19 protein-coding genes are annotated in these 24,565 nt (G+C 61.1%); 3 read left to right on the forward strand and 16 right to left on the reverse strand.

Translation table 11 applies throughout. The features are described 5' to 3' along the window. Nucleotides 1–7: 7 nt before the first annotated feature. The 14 genes from SR858_RS04715 to SR858_RS04780 all read right to left on the reverse strand — a co-directional run bounded on the left by SR858_RS04715 (nt 8) and on the right by SR858_RS04780 (nt 16,927). Nucleotides 8–1,105 carry a M48 family metallopeptidase gene (locus SR858_RS04715; protein WP_019922891.1) on the reverse strand — a complete coding sequence of 366 codons (1,098 nt, stop codon included), beginning with the start codon at nt 1,103–1,105 and terminating at the stop codon, nt 8–10. A gap of 18 nt (nt 1,106–1,123) precedes the next feature. Beyond that, a complete protein-coding gene (gene dut, locus SR858_RS04720; RefSeq protein ID WP_019922890.1) occupies nt 1,124–1,573 on the reverse strand; it encodes a dUTP diphosphatase in 450 nt (149 codons plus the stop codon). A gap of 1 nt (nt 1,574) precedes the next feature. After that, a complete protein-coding gene (gene coaBC, locus SR858_RS04725; protein WP_019922889.1) occupies nt 1,575–2,798 on the reverse strand; it encodes a bifunctional phosphopantothenoylcysteine decarboxylase/phosphopantothenate--cysteine ligase CoaBC in 1,224 nt (407 codons plus the stop codon). Between the two features lie 13 nt (nt 2,799–2,811). Next, a complete protein-coding gene (lspA, locus tag SR858_RS04730) occupies nt 2,812–3,315 on the reverse strand; it encodes a signal peptidase II (RefSeq protein WP_019922888.1) in 504 nt (167 codons plus the stop codon). Nucleotides 3,316–3,505: 190 nt separating this feature from the next. Beyond that, nucleotides 3,506–6,388: an isoleucine--tRNA ligase gene (gene ileS / locus SR858_RS04735; protein ID WP_019922887.1), complete on the reverse strand. Its 2,883-nt coding sequence runs from the start codon at nt 6,386–6,388 to the stop codon at nt 3,506–3,508. A 63-nt stretch (nt 6,389–6,451) separates the two neighbouring features. After that, a complete protein-coding gene (locus SR858_RS04740; RefSeq protein ID WP_019922886.1) occupies nt 6,452–7,435 on the reverse strand; it encodes a bifunctional riboflavin kinase/FAD synthetase in 984 nt (327 codons plus the stop codon). Nucleotides 7,436–7,669: 234 nt separating this feature from the next. Next, a complete protein-coding gene (locus SR858_RS04745) occupies nt 7,670–8,890 on the reverse strand; it encodes a tetratricopeptide repeat protein (protein WP_193333384.1) in 1,221 nt (406 codons plus the stop codon). Between the two features lie 71 nt (nt 8,891–8,961). After that, nucleotides 8,962–9,390: an ExbD/TolR family protein gene (locus SR858_RS04750; protein WP_026637470.1), complete on the reverse strand. Its 429-nt coding sequence runs from the start codon at nt 9,388–9,390 to the stop codon at nt 8,962–8,964. Between the two features lie 58 nt (nt 9,391–9,448). Next, entirely contained in the window at nt 9,449–9,877 is a 429-nt protein-coding gene (locus SR858_RS04755) for an ExbD/TolR family protein (RefSeq protein WP_026637469.1), read from the reverse strand. 6 nt (nt 9,878–9,883) lie between these two features. Next, nucleotides 9,884–10,822: a MotA/TolQ/ExbB proton channel family protein gene (locus SR858_RS04760; protein ID WP_152882032.1), complete on the reverse strand. Its 939-nt coding sequence runs from the start codon at nt 10,820–10,822 to the stop codon at nt 9,884–9,886. 88 nt (nt 10,823–10,910) lie between these two features. Further along, on the reverse strand, nt 10,911–11,576 hold the full coding sequence (locus SR858_RS04765) for an energy transducer TonB (RefSeq protein ID WP_026637467.1): 666 nt from the start codon (nt 11,574–11,576) through the stop codon (nt 10,911–10,913). A gap of 545 nt (nt 11,577–12,121) precedes the next feature. Further along, nucleotides 12,122–13,696: a SpoVR family protein gene (locus SR858_RS04770; RefSeq protein ID WP_019922879.1), complete on the reverse strand. Its 1,575-nt coding sequence runs from the start codon at nt 13,694–13,696 to the stop codon at nt 12,122–12,124. Continuing rightward, nucleotides 13,693–14,970, reverse strand: a complete 1,278-nt coding sequence (locus SR858_RS04775; protein WP_026637466.1) for a YeaH/YhbH family protein — start codon at nt 14,968–14,970, stop codon at nt 13,693–13,695. Before SR858_RS04775 ends, SR858_RS04770 begins: the two co-directional genes overlap by 4 nt. A 34-nt stretch (nt 14,971–15,004) precedes the next feature. Beyond that, nucleotides 15,005–16,927, reverse strand: a complete 1,923-nt coding sequence (locus tag SR858_RS04780) for a PrkA family serine protein kinase (protein WP_019922877.1) — start codon at nt 16,925–16,927, stop codon at nt 15,005–15,007. A 447-nt stretch (nt 16,928–17,374) separates the two neighbouring features. On the opposite strand from SR858_RS04780, the gene SR858_RS04785 reads away from it, so the two are divergent. From SR858_RS04785 to SR858_RS04795, 3 genes are all read left to right on the forward strand, one after another. Further along, entirely contained in the window at nt 17,375–18,388 is a 1,014-nt protein-coding gene (locus SR858_RS04785) for an adenosine deaminase (protein ID WP_019922876.1), read from the forward strand. Nucleotides 18,389–18,394: 6 nt separating this feature from the next. Next, the gene (locus tag SR858_RS04790) at nt 18,395–20,932 is read left to right on the forward strand and encodes an ABC transporter permease (RefSeq protein ID WP_019922875.1); all 2,538 of its coding nucleotides are present in this window, start codon (nt 18,395–18,397) and stop codon (nt 20,930–20,932) included. Nucleotides 20,933–21,072: 140 nt separating this feature from the next. After that, the gene (locus SR858_RS04795) at nt 21,073–22,179 is read left to right on the forward strand and encodes a sensor histidine kinase (protein ID WP_084670030.1); all 1,107 of its coding nucleotides are present in this window, start codon (nt 21,073–21,075) and stop codon (nt 22,177–22,179) included. Here the strand turns inward: SR858_RS04795 and SR858_RS04800 are convergent. Together SR858_RS04800 and SR858_RS04805 are read right to left on the reverse strand one after the other, a co-directional pair. Then, nucleotides 22,135–23,211: a response regulator gene (locus SR858_RS04800; protein ID WP_019922873.1), complete on the reverse strand. Its 1,077-nt coding sequence runs from the start codon at nt 23,209–23,211 to the stop codon at nt 22,135–22,137. The two genes, SR858_RS04795 and SR858_RS04800, sit on opposite strands and share 45 nt — an antisense overlap. 2 nt (nt 23,212–23,213) lie before the next feature. Next, nucleotides 23,214–24,494, reverse strand: a complete 1,281-nt coding sequence (locus SR858_RS04805) for a sensor histidine kinase (protein WP_019922872.1) — start codon at nt 24,492–24,494, stop codon at nt 23,214–23,216. Nucleotides 24,495–24,565 lie beyond the last annotated feature (71 nt).

Here is a 24,565-nt window from a genome sequence, read left to right on the forward strand (position 1 = left end):
ATGACTCCTACGGCACCAGCGGTTTGTTGGAAGACTGCTTGCTGCGGATTTCGGCGACGGTCTTGTCGATCACCGACAGGCGATAGTTCACCGAAGGGTGATTGGCGGTGTAGCCGTTGAGGACCGTGGCCGGATACTGCGTGGTCAGGCGCTGCCAGAAGGCGCGGGCGCCGGCCGTGCTGTAGCCGGCGCGTGCCACCATGTAGAGCGACAGGCGGTCGGCGGCGCCATCGAGCTCCTGCGGCATCGGCTTCACGCCGGCGCTGCCGATCAGCATGGAGGTGTCGGGACGAATGGTGACCAGGTTGTCGATGATGCTGGCCACCGTGTAGGCCGAACGCGTGGTGGCGGCATGGCCGAGGATGTTGTGGGCCATGTCCTTGGCCAGCACGTAGGCAATCGCTTCGTCGGACTGGGCGAAATTGACCATGCCGCGCGTGATCAGCACGCGCTGGCCGTCGGCGTAGGCGTTGATGTTGTCGACATTGCCGATGTCGATTTTAAAGGCGCAGGCGCGCGTGACGGGCACCTTGAGCGGCACGTTGACGTTCTTGCGCTCGACCATCAGGTTCAGGGTTTTGTTGCTGGACGCGAGCGGGCCTAGAATGCCGGCCGCTTGCGTTTCGGCGTTGGCGCCACGCGGCAGTTCCTTGCCTTCGGCGGCCAGCAGGATGTCGCCTTGTTTGAGGCCGGCCTTGGCGGCGCCGCTGCCGGCGAGCACGCTGGCCACTTCCAGGCGGTCGCCATAGTTGAGCACTGCGGTGGCGGCGTCGACGTATTCGCCCGAGTAAGAGTAGCGGTTCTTGGCGGTAAAGCCCAGCAGGTTGCGCGCCTGCGAGCGGCACAGGTCGGCGTTATTGATCAGGAGCGGGGCGGCAATGCGGTACAGGCGGTCTTGCAGCGCCACCATCTGGCCCAGTTCTTCGCGGGCCGCCGCCATCTTGGCGGTGACCACCGGCTGGTCCTGGTCGATGGTGCGGACCACGGCAGGCTCGGACGCGCCGTCCGTGGGGCGCACCGTGTAGGTGGTGCAGGCGGTGAGCAGGCTGGCTGCCGCGACCAGAGACCATGAAGCGAGTGTTGTCGAAGTGTGCTGCCGAACCATCCGGATGTCTCCTGCTCGTTATTGTACGCCCGTGCTGCCGAAGCCTCCGGCGCCACGTTCGGTGCTGTCAAATTCATCCACCACGTTGAAGCCCACTTGCAGCACCGGCACGATAATCAGTTGCGCCAGCCGTTCCATCGGGTTCAGGGTGAAGGTGCTATGGCCGCGATTCCAGGTCGAAATCATCAGTTGGCCCTGGTAATCGGAGTCGATCAAGCCTACCAGATTCCCGAGCACGATGCCGTTCTTGTGTCCCATGCCGCTGCGCGGCAGGATCATGGCGGCGTAGCCGGGATTGGCCACGTGGATCGCCAGCCCGGTGGGAATCAGGACGGTCTGGCCGGCTTCGATGACCATCGGCGCATCGATGCAGGCGCGCAGGTCGAGACCGGCGGAGCCCGGGGTGGCGTAGGCCGGCAACTGGTCTTTCATGCGCGGGTCGAGGATTTTGACGTCGATAGTGTTCATGTTATTTGTCGAAGAGCGAATGCTGGGTAATGCGTTTGGAAATTTCGGAAATCAGCTGGCGCGCCAGCGTGAGCTTGTCGGCGCGCGGCAGGATGGTGTGGCCGTTTTCGTCGAACAGGATGATGGTGTTGTCGTCCTGGCCGAAGGTGTGGTGGCCGATATTACCGACCAGCAGTGGAATACCCTTTTTCTCACGCTTGTCGGCGCCGAACTGGATCAGGTTTTCCGACTCGGCGGCAAAGCCCACGCAATACGGATGGCCGGCCAGCGACGTGCGCGCTGCCACCGTGGCCAGGATGTCCGGGTTCTGCTCGAATTTCAGGTCGGGCACCGAGCCGTCCGGGTTCTTTTTCAGTTTCTGTTCGCTGGCATTCGAGATGCGCCAGTCGGCCACCGCCGCCACCGCGATGAAGATGTGCTGGTGATCGACATTGGCCAGCACCGCGTCGTGCATCTGCATCGCGCTTTGCACATTGATGCGCTGCACGCCGAACGGCGCCGGCAGCGCCGTGGGGCCGGACACCAGCACCACTTCGGCGCCGGCTTCGCGCGCAGCGCGCGCCACCGCATAACCCATCTTGCCCGACGACAGATTGGTGATGCCGCGCACCGGGTCGATGGCCTCAAACGTCGGCCCGGCCGTGATCAGGATGCGCTTACCAGCCAGTACTTTCGGCTGGAACGAGGCGATCAATTCTTCCAGCAGTTGCGCCGGTTCGAGCATGCGGCCCATGCCCACTTCGCCGCAGGCCTGGTCGCCCGCTGCGGGGCCGAAGATGACGATGCCGTCGTCTTCGAGCTGGCGGGCGTTGCGGCCGGTGGCGGGGTTCTGCCACATTTCCACGTTCATGGCCGGCGCGACCAGGAGCGGCACGTGGCGCGGGCGCGCCAGGCACATGGTCGAGAGCAGGTCGTCGCACACGCCGTGCGCCAGCTTGGCCATGAAGTCGGCCGAGCATGGCGCGATCATGATCGCGTCCGCGTGGCGCGTGACGTCGATGTGGGCCATGTTGTTGTCCACGCGCGGGTCCCACTGGCTCGAATACACCTTGTTACCGGATAGCGCCTGCATGGTCACGGCCGTGATGAAGTGTTCGGCGGCGTCGGTCATGACCACCTGCACCGAGGCGCCGGCGCGGGTCAGCGCGCGGCACAATTCCGCCGCCTTGTAGCACGCCACGCCGCCGGACAGGCCCAGCACGATTTTCTTGCCGCTTAATTCCATGATGCTCTCCGCTTTATTTGTTTACCCGGCGCAGCTCATCGAGGATGAACAGCGCGGCGCCGACGCAGATCGCCGCATCGGCGACATTGAACGCCGGGAAGTGGCCCAGGCCCTCCCAGTGGAAATCGAGGAAGTCCACGACATGGCCGTACACCACGCGGTCGATCACGTTGCCGAGCGCGCCGCCGAGCACCAGCGTCAGCGCCCACGAGAACATGCGCTGGCCGCCGTGCTTTTTCAGCAGGTAGATGATGTACGCCGCCGCCGCCAGGCCGATCGCGGTAAAGAAGTGGCGCTGCCAGCCGCCGGCGTCGTGCAGGAAGCTGAAGGCAGCACCCTTGTTATACGCCAGCACCAGGTTGAAGAACGACGTGATGAACTTCTCTTCACCGAGCGCGAACGTGCGGGTGATGGTGATCTTGGTCAGCTGGTCGATCAGGATGATGATGAAGGCGATGCCCAGCCACGGCGTCAGGCTGGCCGAGGATTTGGAAGAGATGATTTTTTTGGTGGCCATTATGATTCAGCGAGAAATACGGTGTCAGGAGTATCCAAAGGTGCCGATGTCGTCATCCCGCTTCGGCGGACCGCCGCGTACGCGGGGATCCATGCTGATGACGTATCACGCTCAGCATGGATTCCCGCCTGCGCGGGAATGACGGATTATGCGTTAGCGACTAAGCGGCTAGCTTTGGCGCGCACACAGTTTAAGCGAACTTGCGCTGTTCGCCCGCACCGAACAAGTTGCTGTAGCAGCGGCCGCACAGGGTAGGGTGGTCGGCGTGGGCGCCCACGTCGGCGCGGTAGTGCCAGCAGCGCTCGCACTTTTCAGCCGTCGATGCGGCAACTGCCACCACTTCTTCCGCTTCGGTCGATACTTCCGCCACCTCGGCGGCCGACGTGATGAACACGAATTTCAGATCGTCGTCCAGGCTGGCCAGCAACTTGTACTTGTCGCCCGATGCCTTGATCGACAGTTCCGCCTGCAGCGACGAGCCGATCGCGCCCGACGTGCGCAGGTCTTCGAGCTGCTTGGTCACGTCTGCGCGCACCGTGCGCAGCGCCGTGTACTTGGCCAGCAGCGCGCCGGCGTCGGCCTGCTGCGGCAACTGCCACCAGGTTTGCGTGAAGATGGTCTCGTCGCTGGCGGCGTATGCTTCCTCGCCGGCGAAGATGGCCCAGGCTTCTTCCGCCGTGAACGACAGCGCCGGGGACATTACGCGCAGCAGGCTTTGCGTGATGTGCCACAGCGCGGTCTGCGCCGAGCGGCGTGCCGGCGAATCGATGGCCGAGGTGTACAGGCGGTCCTTGAGGATGTCGAGGTAGAAGCCGCCCAGGTCTTCCGAGCAGTAGTTCTGCAGCTTCGAGTACACCGGCTGGAATTCGTAGCGGGTGTAGTGCTGGGCGATTTCTTCCTGCAGCGCGGCCATGTTGGCGATCGCGTAGCGGTCGATTTCCAGCATCTGCTCCAGCGGTACCGCGTGCTGCGCCTGGTTGAAGTCGGACGTGTTGGCCAGCAGGAAGCGCAGCGTATTGCGGATGCGGCGATATGCCTCGGTCACGCGCTTGAGGATCTCGTCGGAGATCGACAGCTCGCCGGTGTAGTCGGTGGACGCGATCCACAGGCGCAGGATGTCGGCGCCCAGGGTGTCGGAGATCTTTTGCGGCGCCAGCGTGTTGCCGAGCGACTTCGACATCTTCTTGCCTTCGCCATCGACCGTGAAGCCGTGGGTCAGCAGCGCCTTGTACGGCGGTTTGCCGTCCAGCATGGACGCGGTCAGCAGCGACGAGTGGAACCAGCCGCGGTGCTGGTCCGAGCCTTCCAGGTACAGGTCGGCCGGGAAGGCCAGTTGCTCCTTGTGCGAGCCGCGCAGCACGGTCTGGTGGGTGACGCCGGAATCGAACCACACGTCCAGCGTGTCCTTGTTCTTTTCGTAGCTGGCTGCTTCGTCGCCGATCAGTTCCTTCAGGTCGAGCGCCAGCCAGGCGTCGATGCCGCCCTGCTCGATGCGCTGGGCGACTTGTTCGATCAGTTCCGGCGTGCGCGGATGCAGTGCGCCGGTTTCCTTGTGGACGACGAAGGCCATCGGCACGCCCCACTGGCGCTGGCGCGACAGGGTCCAGTCCGGACGGTTGGCGATCATGCCGTGCAGGCGCGCTTTGCCCCAGTCCGGGAAGAATTCGGTTTGTTCGATGCCGGCCAGCGCGGTCTCGCGCAGGGTGGCGCCGCCGTCGGCAGGCGTGACGTCCATGCCCGCAAACCACTGCGACGTGGCGCGGTAGATGATCGGGGTTTTATGGCGCCAGCAGTGCATATAGCTGTGGGCGAACATCTTGAGTTCGAACAGCGCGCCCGCGTCGCGCAGCGCGTCGCAGATCGGTTTCGAGGCTTCCCAGATGGTCAGGCCGCCGAACAGCGGCAGCGTGGACGCGAATTTGCCGTCGCCCATCACAGGCGTCAACATCTGCTCGTCCTTCAGGCCATGCGCGCGGCACGAGATAAAGTCGTCGAGGCCATAGGCCGGCGCCGAGTGCACCACGCCGGTACCGCTCTCGGTGGTCACGTAGTCGGCCAGGTACACGGGCGACAGGCGGTCGAAGAACGGATCGGCTGCGTGCAGCGGATGGCGGAAGCTGATGTTTTCCAGCGCCGCGCCGAGCGTGGTGGCAATCGTGGTGCCTTCGAGCTTGAAGCGCGCCAGCGACGATTCCACCAGGTCCTGCGCCAGGATCAAGAGCAGCGGCTGGCCGTCACGCTCGCTTTGTACCAGCGCGTAGGTCACTTCCGGGTTGACGTTCAACGCCTGGTTGGACGGGATGGTCCACGGGGTGGTGGTCCAGATGACGATGAAGCCGTTTTCGGTCGGCAGCTGCGGCAGGTTGAAGGCCGCTGCCAGCGCGTCGAACTGGGCGAACTTGAAGCCGACGTCGATCGCCGGATCGCGCTTTTCCTGGTATTCCACTTCCGCCTCGGCCAGCGCCGACTGGCAGTCGAAGCACCAGTTCACCGGTTTCAGGCCACGATAGACATAACCCTTTTCCAGCAGCTTGCCGAGCGCGCGCAGCTCGTCCGCCTCGTTCGAGTAGTTCATGGTGAGATATGGATTCTGCCATTCACCGAGCACGCCCAGGCGGATGAAGTCCTTGCGCTGGCGGTCCACCTGCTCGAGCGCGTAGGTGCGGGCCTTGGTCAGCACTTCGGCGGTCGGCAGGTTTTTGCCGTACAGCTTTTCGATCTGGATTTCGATCGGCATGCCGTGGCAGTCCCAGCCCGGCACATACGGTGCGTCGAATCCGGCCAGCGAGCGCGATTTGATCACCATGTCCTTGAGGATCTTGTTGACCGCGTGGCCCAGGTGGATGTCGCCGTTGGCGTATGGCGGGCCGTCGTGCAGGATGAACTTCGGCCGGCCAGCGGCAGCCTTGCGCACGCGCTCGTAGATCTTCTTGTCCTGCCATTGCTGCACCCACGTCGGCTCGCGCTTGGCCATGTCGCCGCGCATCGGGAACGGGGTTTCGGTCATGTTGACCGGGTATTTGCTCTCTGGCTTCTTGCTGTTTTTAGGATTGTCGGATTTTGGATTGGACATGGGATTTCTTCAATAGGATTTCGGGGAATTCGGGGTAGCCGGCGCGCGTAGCTGGTCGCGCGCTCAAATTCGGTCGGTGGCCGACGTTGCGCCATCTTTGACACCAGCGCGCTGCGCGAAGTACGCGCGGGCGATGTCGGCATCGCGGTCGATGGCGGCAGTGAGCGTGGGCAGGTCGATGTACTTTTCTTCGTCGCGGATCTTTTGCAGGAATTCCACCCGCACCTGCTTGCCGTAGCAATTCTGCGCAAAGTCGAAGATATGCACTTCCAGCAGCACGCGGCCGCTGTCATCCACGGTGGGACGCACACCGAGGCTGGCCACGGCCGGCAGCGGCTGGTCCGCCAGGCCATGCACCTGGACGATGAAGATGCCCATCAGGGCAGGGCGGTGCGGCACCCGCAGGTTCAAGGTGGGGAAGCCCAGCGTGCGGCCCAGCTTCTGGCCGTGGATCACGTGGCCGGACATGGCGTACGGGTGGCCCAGCAGCGCCTCGGCGCGGATAAAATCGCCTTCGGCCAGCGCGGTGCGCACGGCCGACGACGAGATGCGGGTGGAGCCGTTCATCACGGTGGGCAGGGTTTCGACGTGGAAGCCGTAACGCTCGCCGGCTTCCTGCAGCATCTGCACATTGCCGGCGCGGCGCGCGCCGTAGCAAAAGTCGTCGCCGACCATCAGCCACTTGACGTGCAAGCCTTCGACCAGCACTTTCTCGGTAAATTCCTGCGGGGTAAGGGCGGCAAACGAGGACGAAAAGTGTTCGACGATCACGCGGTCGATGCCATTGTCGGACAGCGATTGCAGCTTGTCGCGCAGGTTGGCGATGCGCGCCGGCGCGCGCGACAGGTCGCCCGATTTTTGCGCGAAGAATTCGCGCGGGTGCGGCTCGAACGTCATCACGGCCGCCTCGAGCCCGAGATCGCCGGCAGCTTCGCGCACGCGGGCCAGCAACGCCTGGTGGCCCAGGTGGACACCGTCGAAATTGCCGATCGTGAGCGCACACGGCGCACGCGATGCCGCGTTGGGAAGACCTCGAAATACCTTCATGGGATTGTGCTGGAAACTAACGCTAAATGAAAGATTATACGTGAGCGGGGGAGAGGGTGGAAAAGATGAAAAAAAAGCGCTGTTTGCCGGAGCAAACAGCGCTTTTTTGTATGTAAAGGAACCTCTAAAACCGTAGCGAGCGGCCGGATATCGTCTTGAGTAGCGCAAGCGTACTTCGGTACGCTGCGCTTTGCTCCGGCGACAGGCGGCCGCGCAGTAGGTTTTAGAGTTCCTTTATGCGTGGTTCAGGCTGATGGTCCAGTAACGGGCCAGGTCGGCGGTGCCGTCCGTGCCTTTAACCGTCTTGAAGGTGGACAGCGCAGCAGCTTTCTTGCCGGCGATCGACTGGGCGATACCGTAGTGCAGCTTGATGGCTTCCGGATTGCGGCCCGTGCCCAGCTTGACAGCTTGATCCATCAGCGCCAGGCCCTTGTCGGCTTTACCGGACGATACCAGGGCGTAACCGAGGTTGGCCAGCGCGTCGGCATCCTTGGCCTTGGTCGCTTCGGCTTCGGCCGCAGCCAGCTTGCCGTCGAACTCAGCCTGGGTTTTGGTCGCTAGGTCTTTCAGGCGCTGGTGGCGCGGCGCGTCGGAACCGGTGCCCAGGGCGCCTTTCTTGTAGCCTTCGTTGATGATTTTCAGTGCTTCAGCTGGATTGCCGGTTTGCAGCGACAGCTGGCTCATTTCCATGTATTCGGAAGGCTTGGTCAGCAGGCCGTTGGCCAGGCGCAGGCGCAGCACGTCGAGCGACAGCGTGGACGAGTAGCCAGGCTTGGTCTGCACGCGTTGCAGCAGATCGGCCCAGGTTTGTGGCTTCGGATAGCTGGCAGCCATGCGTTCCAGGGTCTGGACGTAGCCGGTTTTGTCGTTCTGCTTGAGCTGGATGTTGGCCAGCATGCCCAGTTGGGCTTCGTTCAGGGTCTTCTGCGACGACAGTTCCTTGGCTGCTTCAGCGTACTTGCCGCTGATGTAGTAGGTCTGGATCAGCAGTTCTTTCATGGCGCCGTCGCTCGGATTATCCTTGAGCGCGCGCTGGATCCAGGTAATCGCTTTCGGATAGTCCTTGATGCGGTAGTAGATACCGGCCAGGGCCTGGGTGAATTTTGGTTGTTCGGCAGCGGACAGCTTGCCGGAGTTGATCACGCTTTCGAACGCCTTGGCGGCGGTGTCGAAGTCGCCTGCGGCCGACGCGGCGGAGGCGCGCGTGCGTTCGATCAGGTACGTGTCGTTGGCGGATTTATTACCGACCGAGTCGGTTTCACGCAATTTTGCGAGTGCTTCCTTGTTCTTTCCTGCCGCAGCCAGTTTCTGTGCTTCCTGCAATGGTTTGCCGATTTCAGCGCGCACTGTTTCGGCTGCGAAGGCAACCGACGAAAAACCTGCCAGGGGAGCTGCTGCAGTAAAACCAATAGCGGCCATTACCAGGCCGAGATGAGCGAGACGAAACTTGGTCATGGGTAAGTTTTCTTTCTTCAAAATGCGAAATAGGCAGGAATGGTCCTGCCTATCGTTGAACATAGAACTAATTATTGGAACTGCTCGTTGCCAACCAGGCCAATCTTGGTCACACCGAGACGCTGAGCCGAAGCCATGACTTGTGCCACGACTTTGTACTCAACCAGCTTGTTCGGACGCAGATGCACTTCCGGCTGGTCAGCTTGCGCTGCGACATCGGCCAGTTTCGCTTCCAGGGTACCGCGGTCAGGAATGACGTTGTTATCCCACAGAATCGTACCGTCGAAATCGACGTCAATCGTGATGACCACTGGTTCCTTGGTCGATGGCGGCGGCGTACCGACCGGCATGTTCAAGTTGACCGAGTGGTTGGCTTTCGGAATCGTAATGATCAGCATGATAATCAGCACCAACATCACATCGATGAGGGGCGTCATATTCATTTCCATCATTGGTTCCGGATCCGCGCCTGCGGATGGGGAGCCGACATTCATACTCATGATGTTTCCTTTTTAGAAGGGCAGGCCTGGAGACCAGGCCTGCGGTGCACGGGTGGGTTTAACCCCGGTCAGGCGGTTCGGTGATGAAACCGACCTTCTGAATACCAGCGCGCTGGGTCGTGTAGATTACTTTGCCGATCGCTTCGTAGCGTGTTTCTTGGTCGCCACGAACGTGAACTTCCGGCTGCGGCAATTTCACGGCCTCCACCTTCAGAAAATCGAACAACTCATTCGTGTCCCGCATTTTCTTCTGATTCCAGTAGATGTCGCCATCCTTGCTTACCACAATGTTGACATCTTCCGGTTTGGTCTGAATAACCTGGTTGTTTTCTTCTGGCAGCTTGATCTTGATCAGCTTCAGAACAACCGGGCTCGTGATCAGGAAGATAATCAGCAGAACCAACATGATGTCCACGAGGGGCGTCGTGTTGATTTCTGACATGACTTGATCTTCGTCTCCGCTATCGGAGCCTACGGACATCGACATGATTAATTACCCAATCTTTTTAGCGGCCATACGGGCAGCGTCGGAGGTGGACATTGCGCCCGAGATCAGCACGGAGTGAACGTCAGCCGAGAACGAACGGACATCTTCCATCGCGGTTTTGTTACGACGTACCAGCCAGTTGTAACCCAGAACAGCAGGAACCGCCACGAACAGACCGAAAGCGGTCATGATCAGTGCTTCACCAACTGGACCTGCAACCTTGTCGATCGATGCGTTACCCGACATGCCGATGGCGATCAGTGCATTGTAAATACCCCAAACGGTACCGAACAGACCGATGAACGGTGCGGTCGAACCAACGGTTGCCAGGAACGACAGACCGTCTTGCAGACGCGATTGAACTTTGTCAACAGCGCGCTGGATCGACATGGTCACCCAGGTCGACAGGTCGATTTGTTCCAGCAGGGCGCCGTCGTGGTGCACGGTAGCCTTGGTGCCGGTTTCAGCGATGAAGCGGAATGGCGAGCCTTCTTTCAGCGAAGCCGAACCTGCAGCGATCGACGAAGCTTTCCAGAACTTGGCGCTGGTTTCTTTCGATTGCTTGAAGATCTTCTGTTGGTCGATCAGCTTGACGATGATGATGTACCACGAACCCATCGACATGATGGTCAGGATAATCAGGGTAGCGCGCGATACGAAGCCGCCGTCCCAAACTGCCTTGAAGCCGTATGGGTTCTCAACTTCTTCGTGGCCAGCGGCGGCGCCGTGGGCTGGAGCTGCGTCTGCTGCTGGAGCTGCTGCGTCGGCGGCTGGTGCTGGTGCTGCTGCATCCGCTGCTGGTGCTGCTGCCGCATCCGCTGCTGGTGCCGAGGCTGCAGGGGCAGTCTCTTGTGCGTAAGCTGGAGCGCTGACCAGGGCGGCAGTTGCCGTCATGGAGAACATTACAGCGGCCAGTACAGCGGACAAACGGGTATTCTTAAACATGCTTCCTCCAAATTGATAAATAATCAGATCGCTGAACGTAATTGACAACGAAACTTACTTAAGTTGAGACGGTGTTGCTGCCTCGCTTTTACTCCAGCTTCCAGACATATTGCATCTGCATCCACGCTTCCGTCGGCTTGCCGTCCGTCAGACCCGGTTTGAATTTGCACTTGCTGATGCCTACAACCGCTGCTTTGTCCAGATCGCGGAAACCCGAGGTTTTCACGATTTTGGAGTCGGCGACGCGACCATCGGCAGCGATCAGGAACGACAACGTCACCGTACCCGTTTCTTCGTTACGCAGCGACGATTTCGGCCACTCTGGCAATGCGCAGGTGGAGAAGTCGGCTACTGCTGCCACGTTGGGGGGACCCGTACGTGCAGGTGGGGCTGGCGGCGCCGGTTGTGCTGGCGGCGCTTTCTGGATCTCCGTCGTCGCAGGCTTGACGTTGGTCGCGTTGGCGATCGTGTTCTGCGGCGGCGGCGGTTGCTGCACGTTCACCTCGACTGGCGGGATGAATGGTGGCGGTGGAGCCTTCATCTCTGGCGGCGGTGGTGGTGGTGGGAGTTCCTTCGGAGGAGGAGGTGCTACTTCCTCGATGATCTTGGTCTCCACCGGAGCAACAAGCTTGGCGACCAAGCGCGTGCCCAAGCCCGAAATGATCCCCCAAGCAACCAGGGCGTGCAACAAAACGACAATGGTAATGCCTGTAAAGTTCTTCCCGGTACTTTTTTCGTTGTGCGTGAAATTCATGCCTGCTTTCTCCAATACCAACTCTTTTTGTTGCTACTAAACCCCAAAATGGCGACATAAAACAACAGCCGCATCCGGGACGTCGGCGAATTATACATACGAATTCTTGATTTTACATAGAATTTTCATCCCTAAAACCGGTTAAATTTCGTCGGCTTTTCCTGTGTGTTAGCGCTCCCTTTGCACCAATATGGTACACGCGAGCGCCTCTTGCAGTGCACAATTGGGGCAAGTCCCTCAGTGACATTACTTAGTTCTCCCTTAAGGACATTTGCGGAATTTTATGCGTGTAACTTTACTACGCGCAGTTGATAATTCGGTCGCAGGTGTTTCTCAAGTGAAACTGCAAGTTACCAGGTACTACAAAATGGTGCAGAAAGATATTGACTTCTTTCTGCGGCCATGCATTCCCTAAAAAAGAAACCGGGCATCGAAGCTTTCGCTTCTGAACCCGGTCTTGTTCCATGCAAGAGCCGTGCCTGTTTTAGGGGCCCGTTCATGCCTAGCATAACAAGCACACTACAGGGATGTCCTGCAGTTGTCAGTCAAAAGCGTGAGCGTTTCTCGCGTTTAACTTCCATCGCGCTGATTACTTCGCCGTTGGGCCCCGTTGTCTCGAGGTGGACATCGAAGCCCCACAGCCGCGCTACGTGCTTGAGTACCTCGCCGGCCTGCTGGTTGAGCGGCCGGCGCTGGAATTGCGTATGGCGTAACGTCAATGCCCGGTCGTCCCGGGTGTTGACCGACCATACCTGGATATTCGGTTCTCTATTGCCGAGATTATATTGTTCTGCCAGCTGCTGGCGCACGTAACGATAGCCGAGGTCGTCGTGGATGGCGGAGATGGCCAGTTTCTCGTTGTGATCGTCATCGAGCACGGCAAAAAAGTGGAATTCCCGTATCAGCTTGGGCGACAGGTACTGGGCAATGAAGCTCTCGTCCTTGAAATTGCGCATGGCAAAGTCCAGCGTCTTGCGCCAGTCGCTGCCCGCTATGTCGGGGAACCAGGCGCGGTCCTCGGCAGTGGGGTGCTCGCAGATGCGGCGGATGTCGGTCATCATGGCAAAGCCCAGCGCGTACGGGTTGATGCCGTTGTAATAGGGGCTGTGCACCGGCGGCTGGTACACCACGTTGGTATGGCTCTTGAGAAATTCCATCATGAAGCCGTCGCCGATCACGCCCTCGTCGTACAACTGGTTGAGGATGGTGTAGTGCCAGAAGGTGGCCCAGCCCTCGTTCATCACCTGGGTTTGCCGCTGCGGATAGAAATACTGACTGATCTTGCGCACGATACGCACCATTTCGCGCTGCCAGGGTTCCAATAATGGTGCATATTTTTCGATAAAGTAGAGCAGGTTCTCTTCCGGCTCGGGCGGAAAGCGCTTGGCCGACTTGTTGACTTCCTCTTCCTCGCGCCGTGGCAGGGTACGCCATAGCTCGTTGATCTGCGACTGCACGTAGGCTTCGCGCTCTTTCTGGCGCGCCCGCTCCTGTGCCAGCGACAGCTTGGCCGGCCGCTTGTAGCGATCGACGCCGTAGTTCTGGATCGCGTGGCACGAATCGAGCAGCAGCTCGACCTCGTCGATGCCATAGCGCTGCTCGCACTCGGCGATGTAATTCTTGGCGAACACCATGTAATCGACGATGGCCTCGGCGTCGGTCCAGGTGCGGAACAGGTAGTTGCCTTTAAAGAAAGAGTTGTGGCCGTACGCCGCGTGGGCGATTACCAGCGCCTGCATGGTCAGGCTGTTTTCCTCCATTAAATAGGCAATGCAGGGATCGGAGTTGATGACGATCTCGTATGCCAGGCCCATCTGTCCGCGCTTGTAACCTTTCTCGGTGCTCAGGAAATGCTTGCCGAACGACCAGTGGTTGTACGAGACCGGCATGCCCACCGAGGTGTAGGCGTCCATCATCTGCTCGGCGGTGATGATCTCGAGCTGGTTGGGGTAAGTGTCGAGGCCGAAGTTTTCCGCCACCCGGCGGATTTCGGCGTGGATTTGTTCGATCAGCTCGAACGTCCATTCCGATTGCTCGGGCAGGGCGTTCGGATGGCGCGACGCTGGTTCGCGGTCGCGCGGGCCCGGCGTGGGCGTGGCGGGGTGCGTCATATCGTTCATGATTTTGCCTGCTTTTTAAACAGTTCGCGAAATACCGGGTAAATATCGGCCGGCGTGACGATTTTTTGCATGGCAAAGTGGGGATGGTGATCGGGTACCTGCGAATACTGTTCCCACAGGTTCTGTGGCGGCCCGTCGGTGATCTCCACGTAGGTGTAATACTGTACCTTGGGCATGATGGTGTTGGTGAGCAACTGCCGGCACAACACCGAGTCGTTGTCCCAGTTGTCGCCGTCCGATGCCTGCGCCACGTAGCTGTTCCAGCTGCCGGCGGCGTAGCGCTCGTCGATGACCTTGTCGAGCAGGTGCAGCGCCGACGACACCACCGTGCCGCCCGACTCGCGCGAATGGAAAAATTCTTCCTCGTCCACCTCGGACGCGGCCGTATGGTGGCGGATGAATACCACCTCGATCTTGTCGTACACGCGCTTCAAGAACAGGTACAGCAGGATGAAGAAGCGCTTGGCCGTGTCCTTGCGGGTTTCGTCCATCGAACCGGAAACGTCCATGATGCAGAACATCACCGCCTGCGTCATCGGCTTGGGGACCTTGATGCGGTTGCTGTAGCGCAGGTCGAACGGGTCGATGTACGGAATCGCCGCCAGCCGCGTGTGCAGATGGTGGATCAGCTTGCGCAGCTCGGCCACCAGGATCGAATCCTCCAGGTCGGGCACCGGCTTGTCGAGCAGCGCCTGCAGTTCCTCCTGCGCTTCGGCCAGGCGCTTGCGCGAGCTGCCGCCGACGGCAATGCGCCGGCCCAGTGCACCGCGCAACGAGCGCAGCACGTGGATATTGGAGGGCGTGCCGGAAATGTTGTAGCCGGCGCGCTGGTTCTTGAACTCGGTGGTGGCGGTCAGCTGGGTCTTGACCAGGTTCGGCAGTTCAAGATCCTCGAAGAAATAATTCATGAATTCTTCGCGCGACAGCTCGAAGATGAAATCGTCTTCGGTCATCTGGTCGCTATTGCCGGCCTTGCCACGGCCGGCGCCCCCGCCGCCCTTGGGCCGGGTAATCTGGTCGCCCTTCTGATATTCCTGGTTGCCGGGGCTGATGGTTTCCCACACCCCGCCATGGGCGTGGCCGAACGAGGGTTCGCCCACATCCTTGACGGGAATGGAAACTTTCTCGCCGCTTTCGATGTCGGTGATGGAGCGCCCCTTGATGGCGCGCCCCACCGCATCCTTGATCTGCGATTTGTAACGGCGCAGGAAACGCTCGCGGTTGACTGCGGATTTGTTTTTGCCCTGCAAACGTCGGTCGATGAGGTGACTCAAAAGATACCCCCTTGTGTGTGTGGGCTCCGCCGTGTTACGACGACTTACGTACCCGCAAGTACCATTCGCACAGCAGGCGAACCTGCTTGGCCGTATACCCTTTTTCCACCATGCGCGCGACGAAGTCCGCGTGCTTGTTGGCGTCCTCGGCGCTGGCCTTGGCATTGAACGAGATCACCGGCAGCAGTTCCTCCGTGTTCGAGAACATTTTCTTCTCGATCACGGTACGGAATTTCTCGTAGCTGGTCCATGCCGGGTTCTTGCCTCCATTATTAGCGCGCGCACGCAGCCCGAAGTTGACAATCTCGTTGCGGAAGTCTTTCGGGTTCGAGATGCCGGCCGGCTTTTCGATCTTTTCCAGCTCATTGTTCAGCGCTTCGCGGTCGAAACTCTCACCGGTATCGGGATCGCGGAATTCCTGGTCCTGGATCCAGAAGTCGGCAAACGTCACGTAGCGGTCGAAAATGTTCTGGCCGTACTCGGAATAGCTCTCCAGGTACGCAGTCTGTATCTCTTTGCCGATAAATTCGACATAGCGCTGCGCCAGGTGTTCCTTGATATATGACAGATATTTTTGCTCGGTCTCCGGCGGGAACTGCTCGCGTTCCACCTGTTGCTCCAGCACATACAGCAGGTGGACCGGGTTGGCCGCCACTTCGGTGTTGTCAAAGTTAAAGACCTTGGACAGGATCTTGAAGGCAAACCGCGTGGACAGCCCGTTCATGCCTTCGTCCACGCCTGCGTAATCGACGTACTCGTGCATGGACTTGGCCTTGGGATCGGTGTCCTTGAGGTTTTCGCCGTCGTACACCAGCATCTTGCTGTAGATACTGGAGTTTTCCGGGTCTTTCAGGCGTGACAGGATGGCGAACTGCGACATCATGCGCAAGGTGCCGGGCGCGCATGGCGCGGCAGCCAGCGACGAGTTGGCCAGCAGCTTGTCATAAATCTTGATTTCGTCGGTAATGCGCAGGCAGTACGGCACCTTGACGATGTAAATCCGGTCGAGGAAGGCCTCGTTGTTGCGGTTGTTGCGGAAGGTTTTCCATTCCGACTCGTTCGAGTGGGCCAGGATAATGCCGTCGAACGGAATCGCGCCAAAGCCCTCGGTACCCTTGTAGTTGCCTTCCTGCGTGGCCGTCAACAACGGGTGGAGCACCTTGATCGGCGCCTTGAACATCTCGACGAATTCCATCAAGCCCTGGTTGGCCAGGCACAGGCCGCCCGAGTAGCTGTAGGCATCGGGATCGTCCTGCGAGTAATCCTCGAGCTTGCGGATATCGACCTTGCCGACCAGCGACGAAATATCCTGGTTGTTTTCATCGCCCGGCTCGGTCTTGGAGATGGCGATCTGTTTCAGTACGGACGGGTAGCGCTTGACCACGCGGAACTGGTTGATGTCACCGTTGAACTCGTGCAGGCGCTTGACCGCCCACGGGCTCGGGATGTTGCGCAGGTAGCGGCGCGGAATGCCGTAGTCTTCTTCGAGCAGGGTGCCGTCTTCGTCCTCGTTGAACAGGCCCAGCGGCGATTCGTTGACCGGCGAACCTTTCAGGCAATAGAACGGCACGTGCTCCATCAGCGACTTGAGCTTTTCCGCGATCGACGATTTACCGCCGCCAACCGGACCCAGCAGATACAGGATCTGCTTGCGCTCCTCGAGGCCCTGGGCCGCGTGGCGGAAGTAGGAGACCACTTGTTCGATCACTTCCTCGGTGCCATAGAATTCACGGAAGGCCGGGTAAATCTTGATGACCTTGTTGGCGAAGATGCGCGAGAGCCGGGTGTCGTTGCGGGTATCGACCAGGGTCGGTTCACCGATGGCAGCGAGCATGCGTTCGGGCGCGCTGGCGTAGGTGAGTCGATCTTTCTTGCACAGGTCGAGATATTCCTTCATGGACATCTCTTCCTCTTTGGTCCGTTCATACCGTGCAGCGTAGTTGTCAAAAATGGTCATTTGAATGTCCTTTGATGATGTAAACCTACTAGTCACGGGTCAGACAGCAAGGCTGCCGTGGCCCTGGATCGGTGCGTACTTGCTGAGTATTTTTCTTGTTGATCAGCTTCTGTGAGCGTCCTCGGAGTAGCACGGATTGCCCGTGGCTCTGAGCTGACTTTATCGCCGGTGGACGGCTTTTATGTGTTGGCCGTAAGGCTTCTTACGTCTATGAAATTTATTATTGCTCTATTGGTGCAGGAAGTCAAAAGATATGTCGTAATATCGTTAATACTCTTTCGTAAAGCTTTGATTTAAAAGAATAAAATTCGATATAACTACACGTTTCGCATGGACTTTTCCGCAATTTTTACCGCCATTTATGCCACAGTATCACGCTTGCGCGCAGCGTGCGCTAAGATGCCCAGTCATACGCATCAATCTCGTCATCTGTAACAGGAACTCATCATGTTGAATACCCAATTGCGCGGCGTGCTCGAAGGCATGCCCAAGGCCGAACTGCACATCCATATCGAAGGCTCGCTCGAGCCCGAACTGATCTTCGCGCTGGCCGCGCGCAACAACGTCGCGCTGCCATACGCCTCGGTCGAAGACCTGCGCGCCGCGTACGCGTTTACCGACCTGCAATCGTTCCTCGACATCTATTACGCCGGCGCCAGCGTGCTGCTGCACGAGCAAGATTTTTACGACATGACCGCCGCCTACCTCCAGCGCGCCGAGGCGGACAATGTACGCCATACCGAAATCTTTTTCGATCCGCAAACCCACACCGCGCGCGGCGTGCCGGTCAAGGACGTCATCGACGGCATTCACCGCGCCTGCCAGGACAGCCCGGTCAGCGCCACGCTGATCTTGAGCTTCCTGCGCCACCTGTCGGAAGAAGAGGCGTTCGCCACGCTGGAAGAAGCGCTGCCGTACCGCGACAAGTACATCGGCATCGGGCTCGACTCGTCCGAGCGCGGCAATCCGCCGGAAAAATTCGCCCGCGTGTTTGCGCGCTGCAAGGAACTCGGTTTCCACCTGGTGGCCCATGCCGGCGAAGAAGGTCCGCCGACCTATATCGAAACCGCGCTCGACGTGCTCCAGGTCGAGCGCATCGACCATGGCGTGCGCTGCCTGGAAGACCCGGCGCTGGTCGCGCGCCTGGCGCGCGAGCAGATGGCGCTGACCGTGTGCCCGCTGTCGAACGTCAAGCTGTGCGTATTCCCGGCCATGGCCCAGCACAACCTGCTCGAACTGCTCGACGCTGGCGTCAAGGTCACCATCAACTCGGACGACCCGGCCTATTTCGGCGGCTACATGAACGACAATTTCATTGCCACCTTCGAAGCGTTGCCGCTGGGCCTGTCGCACGCGCAGCGCCTGGCGCGCAACGGCTTTGAAGCGGCGTTCCTGCCCGACGCGCAAAAACAGCAGTTGCTGGCCGAAGTCGACGCCTATTTCGCCTCTCTCCCTTTTTAAAACAACATGATCAAACTCGCCCTGAGCATGACCGCGCGCGACTGGCGCGCCGGCCAATTGCGCTTCCTGCTGATCGCCCTGACGGTGGCCGTCGCGGCCCTGTCCGCTACCGGCTTCTTTATCGATCGCCTGCGTAGCGGCCTGGACCGTGATGCCCACCAGTTGCTGGGCGCCGACGTGGTGGTCAGCACCGACTTGCCGGTACGCCCCGAGTGGCGGGCCGAAGCGCTCCGGCGCGGGCTGGTGGTGACCGACACCGTGGTTTTCCCCAGCATGGCCACGGCAGGCGAGGGCGAGCAGTCGCAATCGATGCTGGCCTCGCTCAAGGCGGTCGGCCCCGGCTACCCGCTGCGCGGCCGGCTCAAGCTCACCACCGATGCCGCCCAGGCCGAGCAAAGCGAAGGCGCGGGCGCCGACGGCATCCCCGCGCCGGGCACGGTCTGGCTCGATGCCGGCCTCCTGGGCAGCCTGGGCACCAGCGTGGGCGGCCAGGTCAAGCTCGGCGACAAGACATTCACGGTCGCGCAACTGATCGCGTCCGAACCCGATCGCGGCGCCAACTTCCTGGCGTTCGCGCCGCGCGTGATGCTGGCGCTGGCCGACCTCGAAGCGACCAACCTGATCCAGCCCGGCTCGCGCGTGACGTACCGCCTGCTGGTAGCGGCGCCGCCATCGTCGAAAAATACCGCAGCCGAAGCGGCTGCGTTCCAGCAATGGATGCAGGACACCATCAAACAGGCCAATCTCAAGGGCGTGCGGGTCGAGTCGCTGGAAAATGGCCGCCCCGAAATGCGCAACACGCTTGACCGCGCGGACCGTTTCCTGTCGCTGGTCGGCTTGCTGTCGGCCATGCTGGCGGCGGTGGCCGTGGCCATGGCCGCGCGCCGCTTCATGCAGCGCCACCTCGATGCCTGCGCCATGCTGCGCTGCCTGGGCCTGACGCAAAACCAGGTCACCGCGATGTATCTGTACGAATTCCTGCTGGTCGGCCTGGCCGGTAGCGCCATGGGTGTGGCGGTCGGCTTCGGCGCCCACTACGTGCTGCTGGAAGTGCTGGGCAAGCTGGTGGCCGCCAACTTGCCTGGTCCCACCATCTGGCCGGCTCTGCAAGGCCTGGCCACCGGCATCCTGCTGCTGGCCGCGTTTGCGCTGCCGCCGATTTTGCAACTGCGCAAGGTGCCGCACAACCGCGTGATCCGCCGCGAGCAGGACGCACCGCAGGTGGCGGCGTTGGCCACCTACGGCCTCGGTTTCGCCGGGTTTGCATCGCTGCTGTTGTGGCAGGCGGGCGACGCCATGCTGGCGCTGTACACGGCGCTCGGTTTTGTGGCCGCCTTCGGCGTGTTCGCGCTGGTGGCGTGGCTGGGCCTGAAAGCGCTCAAGCCGCTGCGCGGCGCCATCGACCATCAAAGCTGGCGCTTCGCCATCACCTCGCTGCAACGCCGCCCGGGCGCGACCATCGTGCAGGTGGTGTCGCTGGCGCTGGGCATGATGGCGCTGCTGGTGCTCACCGTGGTGCGCGAAGACCTGATGACGGCCTGGCGCAATGCTACGCCGCCCGATGCGCCCAACCGCTTCATCATCAACATCCAGCCCGAGCAAAAAGACCAGATCGCCGCGCGCCTGAAGTCTGCTGGCGTGGCCTATGCGCCGCAGTATCCGATGATCCGTGGCCGGCTGGCCGCCGTCAACGGCCAGCCGGTCACGGCCGAGACGTACACCGAGGACCGCGCGCGCGGCCTGGCCGACCGCGAATTCAACCTCTCCACCATGGCCACCATGCAGGCCGAGAACGAGATCGTGGCCGGCAAGTGGTTTACCGACGCTCCCGGCGTCGCCGAAGCGTCGGTGGAGGAGGGCATTGCCAAGACCCTGCGCTGGAAGGTGGGCGACAAGCTCAACTTCAATATCGCCGGTTCGCCGGTCGAGGTGACGATTACCAGCTTGCGCAAGCTCGAATGGGGCTCGATGCGGGTCAATTTCTTCGTCATCATCAACCCGGCGGCGCTCACCGAAGTGTCGCAAAGCTGGATCACGGCGTTCCACCTGCCGGGCCAGCAGGGACCGGTGATGAACGCCCTCACGCGCGACTTCCCGAACCTGACGATCGTCGATGTCGGCGGCTTGCTGCGCCAGGTGCAGGCCGTGCTCGACCAGGTGGTCACCGCGATCGAATTCCTGTTCATCTTCACGCTGGCCTCCGGCTTGCTGGTGCTGTACGCCGCGCTGATGGGTTCGCAGGACGAGCGTACCCGCGAATCGGGCCTGCTGCGCGCGCTGGGCGCCACCCGGCGCCAGTTGTCGCAGGCGCAACTGATCGAATTCACGCTGGTGGGGGCGCTGGCCGGGGTGCTGGCCGCCACCGGCGCCGCCGTGATGGGCTGGGCGCTGGCCACGTACCAGTTCAAGTTTGCCTGGGCCTTCTCGCCGTCGGTGTGGATGGTGGGCTTGCTCGCTGGCGCCGTGTGCGCGATTGCCGGCGGCTGGCTCGGTTTGCGCAGCGTGCTGCGCCAGCCGCCGCTGCAAACCTTGCGCGAAGGCTGACGCAGGCGCATTGACTGGGCAGGGGGCAGGCGCCTCCTGCCTTGCGCGCCGGCGCTGGGAAGTATTGTAGAATCGGCCCACCAACAGGATGCCCCGCCCCCGCTTCCTTTCTTTAGCCCTGAGAAGCGACTGTCCACCCCATGTTTGATTCCATCTGCGCGACCTACACCGGATCTGACGGCGAGCTCAATCGTGACCTGTTCAGCAGTTCTGTCGATTGCATTAAAATTCTCGACCTGCAAGGAAGATTGGGTCAGCTTAATCCGGGCGGCGTGGTGGCGCTTGAGTTGAGTGCACCGGAACAGATACTTGGCAAGACCTGGTGGGAATTCTGGCCAGAAGACGGCCGCATGCTGGCACAAAACGCTTTCGAAAGCGCCAAAAACGGCAAGGTCAGCAAGTTCAACGCCTTCTGTCCCACCGCCCAGGGTACGCCGCGCTGGTGGGACGTGGTGGCCAACCCGGTGTTCGGCGCCGACGGCCAGGTGCGCGAAGTGATGGTGGTGTCGCGCGACATGACCGAGCTGTTCATGGCGCGCCAGGCGCTGCACGACGCTGACCTGCGCAAGGACGCCTTCCTGGCCACCGTGGCGCACGAGTTGCGCAACCCCATCTCGGCTGCGCACAACGCCACCGAATTGCTGAAACTCAAGGCCTTCGACCACGTCCGCACCGCCGAACTGGCGCAAATGGTGCAGCGCCAACTGGGCCACATGAGCCGGGTGGCCGAGGACTTGCTCGATACGACGCGCATCCGCCGTGGCGAAATCCGCCTGAGCCTGGTCCGGCTCGACATGCGCGCCGTGGTGTACGACACCGTGGAGCAGTTGCAGTCGGCGGTGCAGGCCAAGCAGCATCGCCTGACGGTCGATATCGATGCCGCTGCTTGCCTGGTAATGGGCGACCACACGCGGCTGGTACAGGCGGTGGGCAATGTACTGGGCAACGCGGTGCGCTACACGCCCGAGGGTGGCGTCATCACGCTGGCGCTGCGCCGCGCCGGCGACATCATCACCGTGCGCATCACCGACAATGGCATGGGCATCCCGGCCGAGCGCCTGGCGACCATCTTCGACATCTACAGCCAGGTCCACAAGTCCACCGAGCGCAAGAGCGACGGCCTGGGACTGGGCCTGTCGCTGGTACGGGCGCTGGTGGAACTGCATGGCGGTACCGTGGCTGCCGCCAGCGCTGGCGTGGCGTCAGGGAGTTGTTTCACGATCACGCTGCCGGCCGCGCCGCGTTGATGTGACGCTGGCCGCCGCGTTGGCCAGTTCGCGCTCCTGGCGCAGGAACTCGGTATAGGCCAGCGGCGGCTGCGCGTAATAATGCGGCGGCAGGTCGAACAGCGCCCAGTAATAGGTTTCGCGGCCCCGGCATACTTGGGGCGTGGCGCAATAGCGGTGCCAGTTGTCGCCCATGTGGCGCGCATACATGCCGTCGCCATCCACATCCGAAAAGAACGGCAGCACGCGCCGCGCACCCAGGGCGTCGAGCAGCGATTGCGGCGCGTCGCTGTCGCACGCCATCTCGTATTGCGCCGCCATGCCTTGCTCGGTTTCGATCATCATCAGCCGGGTGCGGCCAAATTTATCCAGGAACACGATGCCGGTGGGATTGGCGAACAGGTAGTGCTCGATGAAGCCCAGGTCCTGCTTGAGCCGCTGCACCTGCAAGGCCAGCACCGGGTCGTCGAGGAAGTGGTAATTGTGCAGCAGCACCAGCTCGCGCAAGGTTTCCGACTGGTCGGCGAAATAGCGCCGTTGCAGCGTGGTGATTTCCAGTTCCAGGATGTCGAGCGCATGGTCGTCGCTTTTCTGGATGTAGCGGTCGATCAGGCCGCGGTTGAAGGCGCTCACCGCGATTTTCTCGTCGGCGGCACCGGTAAATAAAATCTTCTTGCACGGCAGGTCGCTCACCAGCTCGCAAAATTCCAGCCCATTCATTTGCGGCATCGAGTAATCGACCACCAGCACCGACGGCGTGGCAAAGCGCTGCGGCTGGCCGGCGATGCGGTAAATTGCATCGACGTCGAGCGCCACGTTGAACTGGTCGCCCGGCTGGTTCTGGGTATCGAAATTCATGTGCAGCGGCGTGAGCGGCGGCGTGCCGCGCCGGCCTTGCTCGCCGTGGCGCAACCAGTGCAGCGCCGTGGTGGTGTCGTGAAAAGTCTTGCTGGCGTGGATGGGGTCGAGCTGGAACGACAGGCTGCGCAGGAAGGAGTCGCTGTCATCGACCAGCACGGTCAGGGTGGGGTGGGTGTAGAGAGGGAGTGACATGATTATTTTGCCAGTGAGGCCTGCTGGGGGAATTCGAGGATGAAAATGGCGTAGGCGCTTTCGCGCGACACGCATTCGATGGTGGCGCTCCAGGCATCCATGATTTCCTGGCACAGCGCCAGGCCGATGCCGGCGCCGTTGTGCGGCGGGAATGAATAAAAGCGGTGGAAGATCAGCGGCATCTGCTGCGCCGGAATGCCGCAGCCGGTGTCGATGAACAGCAGGCGCGGCGGCGCATGGCCGCCATCGACCACGATCCGCACCCGGCCCTTGCCGGCGCGCTGGATGGCTTTCAGCGCATTCCTCAGCAGGTTCAGCAGGATCACCACCGACAGCTCGGACTGGCCGGCGAAACTGAAATTGCGGCGCACCTCCAGCGCCACCAGCTTTTGCTGGCCGGCGTTGACGAACGGGTAGCGCTTGAGCACCGCCGCCACCACTGCTTCCATCGATACCGTCTCGATCGGCCGCAGGCTGCGCCGTACCGCCGTGGCGCTGAGCAGGAACAGGTCGATCATGTGGTTCATATGGCGCACCTCGAACTGGATCCGCGCCAGCGCGTCGACGGTGCCCACGCGGTCGGCCGGCAGCGGCCCCGCACCTTCCGAGCACATGCGCAGCAGGCCGCGCACATTGGCGTCCACGCTGGTGAGCGGCGTGCGCAGTTCGTGCGCCACGGTGGCCAGTCCGGCGCCCAGTCCGGCCAGTTTTTCCTGCGCCAGTACCTCGCGGCTGATCTTGGCAGCAGCGAGCACGGCAATCGTGAACCAGTGGATCGGCAATTGCTGCAATACCAACCGGCTGCCGAGGACGTCGGTGTCTCCCACCATGGCCACCGCTGTCACCGCCACCGCCGTGCCGATCAGGTAAGCCTTGACGGCCACGCTGGTGTCGAAATGGAACAGCACGATCAGGCCGATCAGCAGCGACTCGCTCCACACGCCGGACGCATGATTCATCAGGAACATAAAGGTGAAGAAGAACGGAAAGATGTAGCTGAGCGTGACCAGCAGGTACAGGTCCATCATGCGGCGGCTGAACTGGCGCGCAAACAGGCCGATCGCGCACAGCACGATGCCAACCAGCCGCAGCGGCAGGCTCTCGTATTCCTGCGGGAAAAAATGCTGCCAGATCACGTAGTACAGCGGCATGGCGACCGTGCCGATGCAGGCCAGCAGCAATATGCGCACGGTGGCATGGTCTTCGCGGCCATGGTATTGGAGCAGCGACTGCAGCACGCTCGTCTTCCAACGCTTGAAGGATTCTTGCAGTGGTTGCTTCATGGCAAGGATTTACTTGTCTGTGAGACTTATCATCGCCCGGATTTGCAACGCACTCTGGCATATCAAATAGG

Origin of the sequence: Duganella zoogloeoides, assembly GCF_034479515.1 — a bacterium.
Classification (GTDB): Bacteria; Pseudomonadota; Gammaproteobacteria; order Burkholderiales; family Burkholderiaceae_D; genus Rugamonas; species Rugamonas zoogloeoides.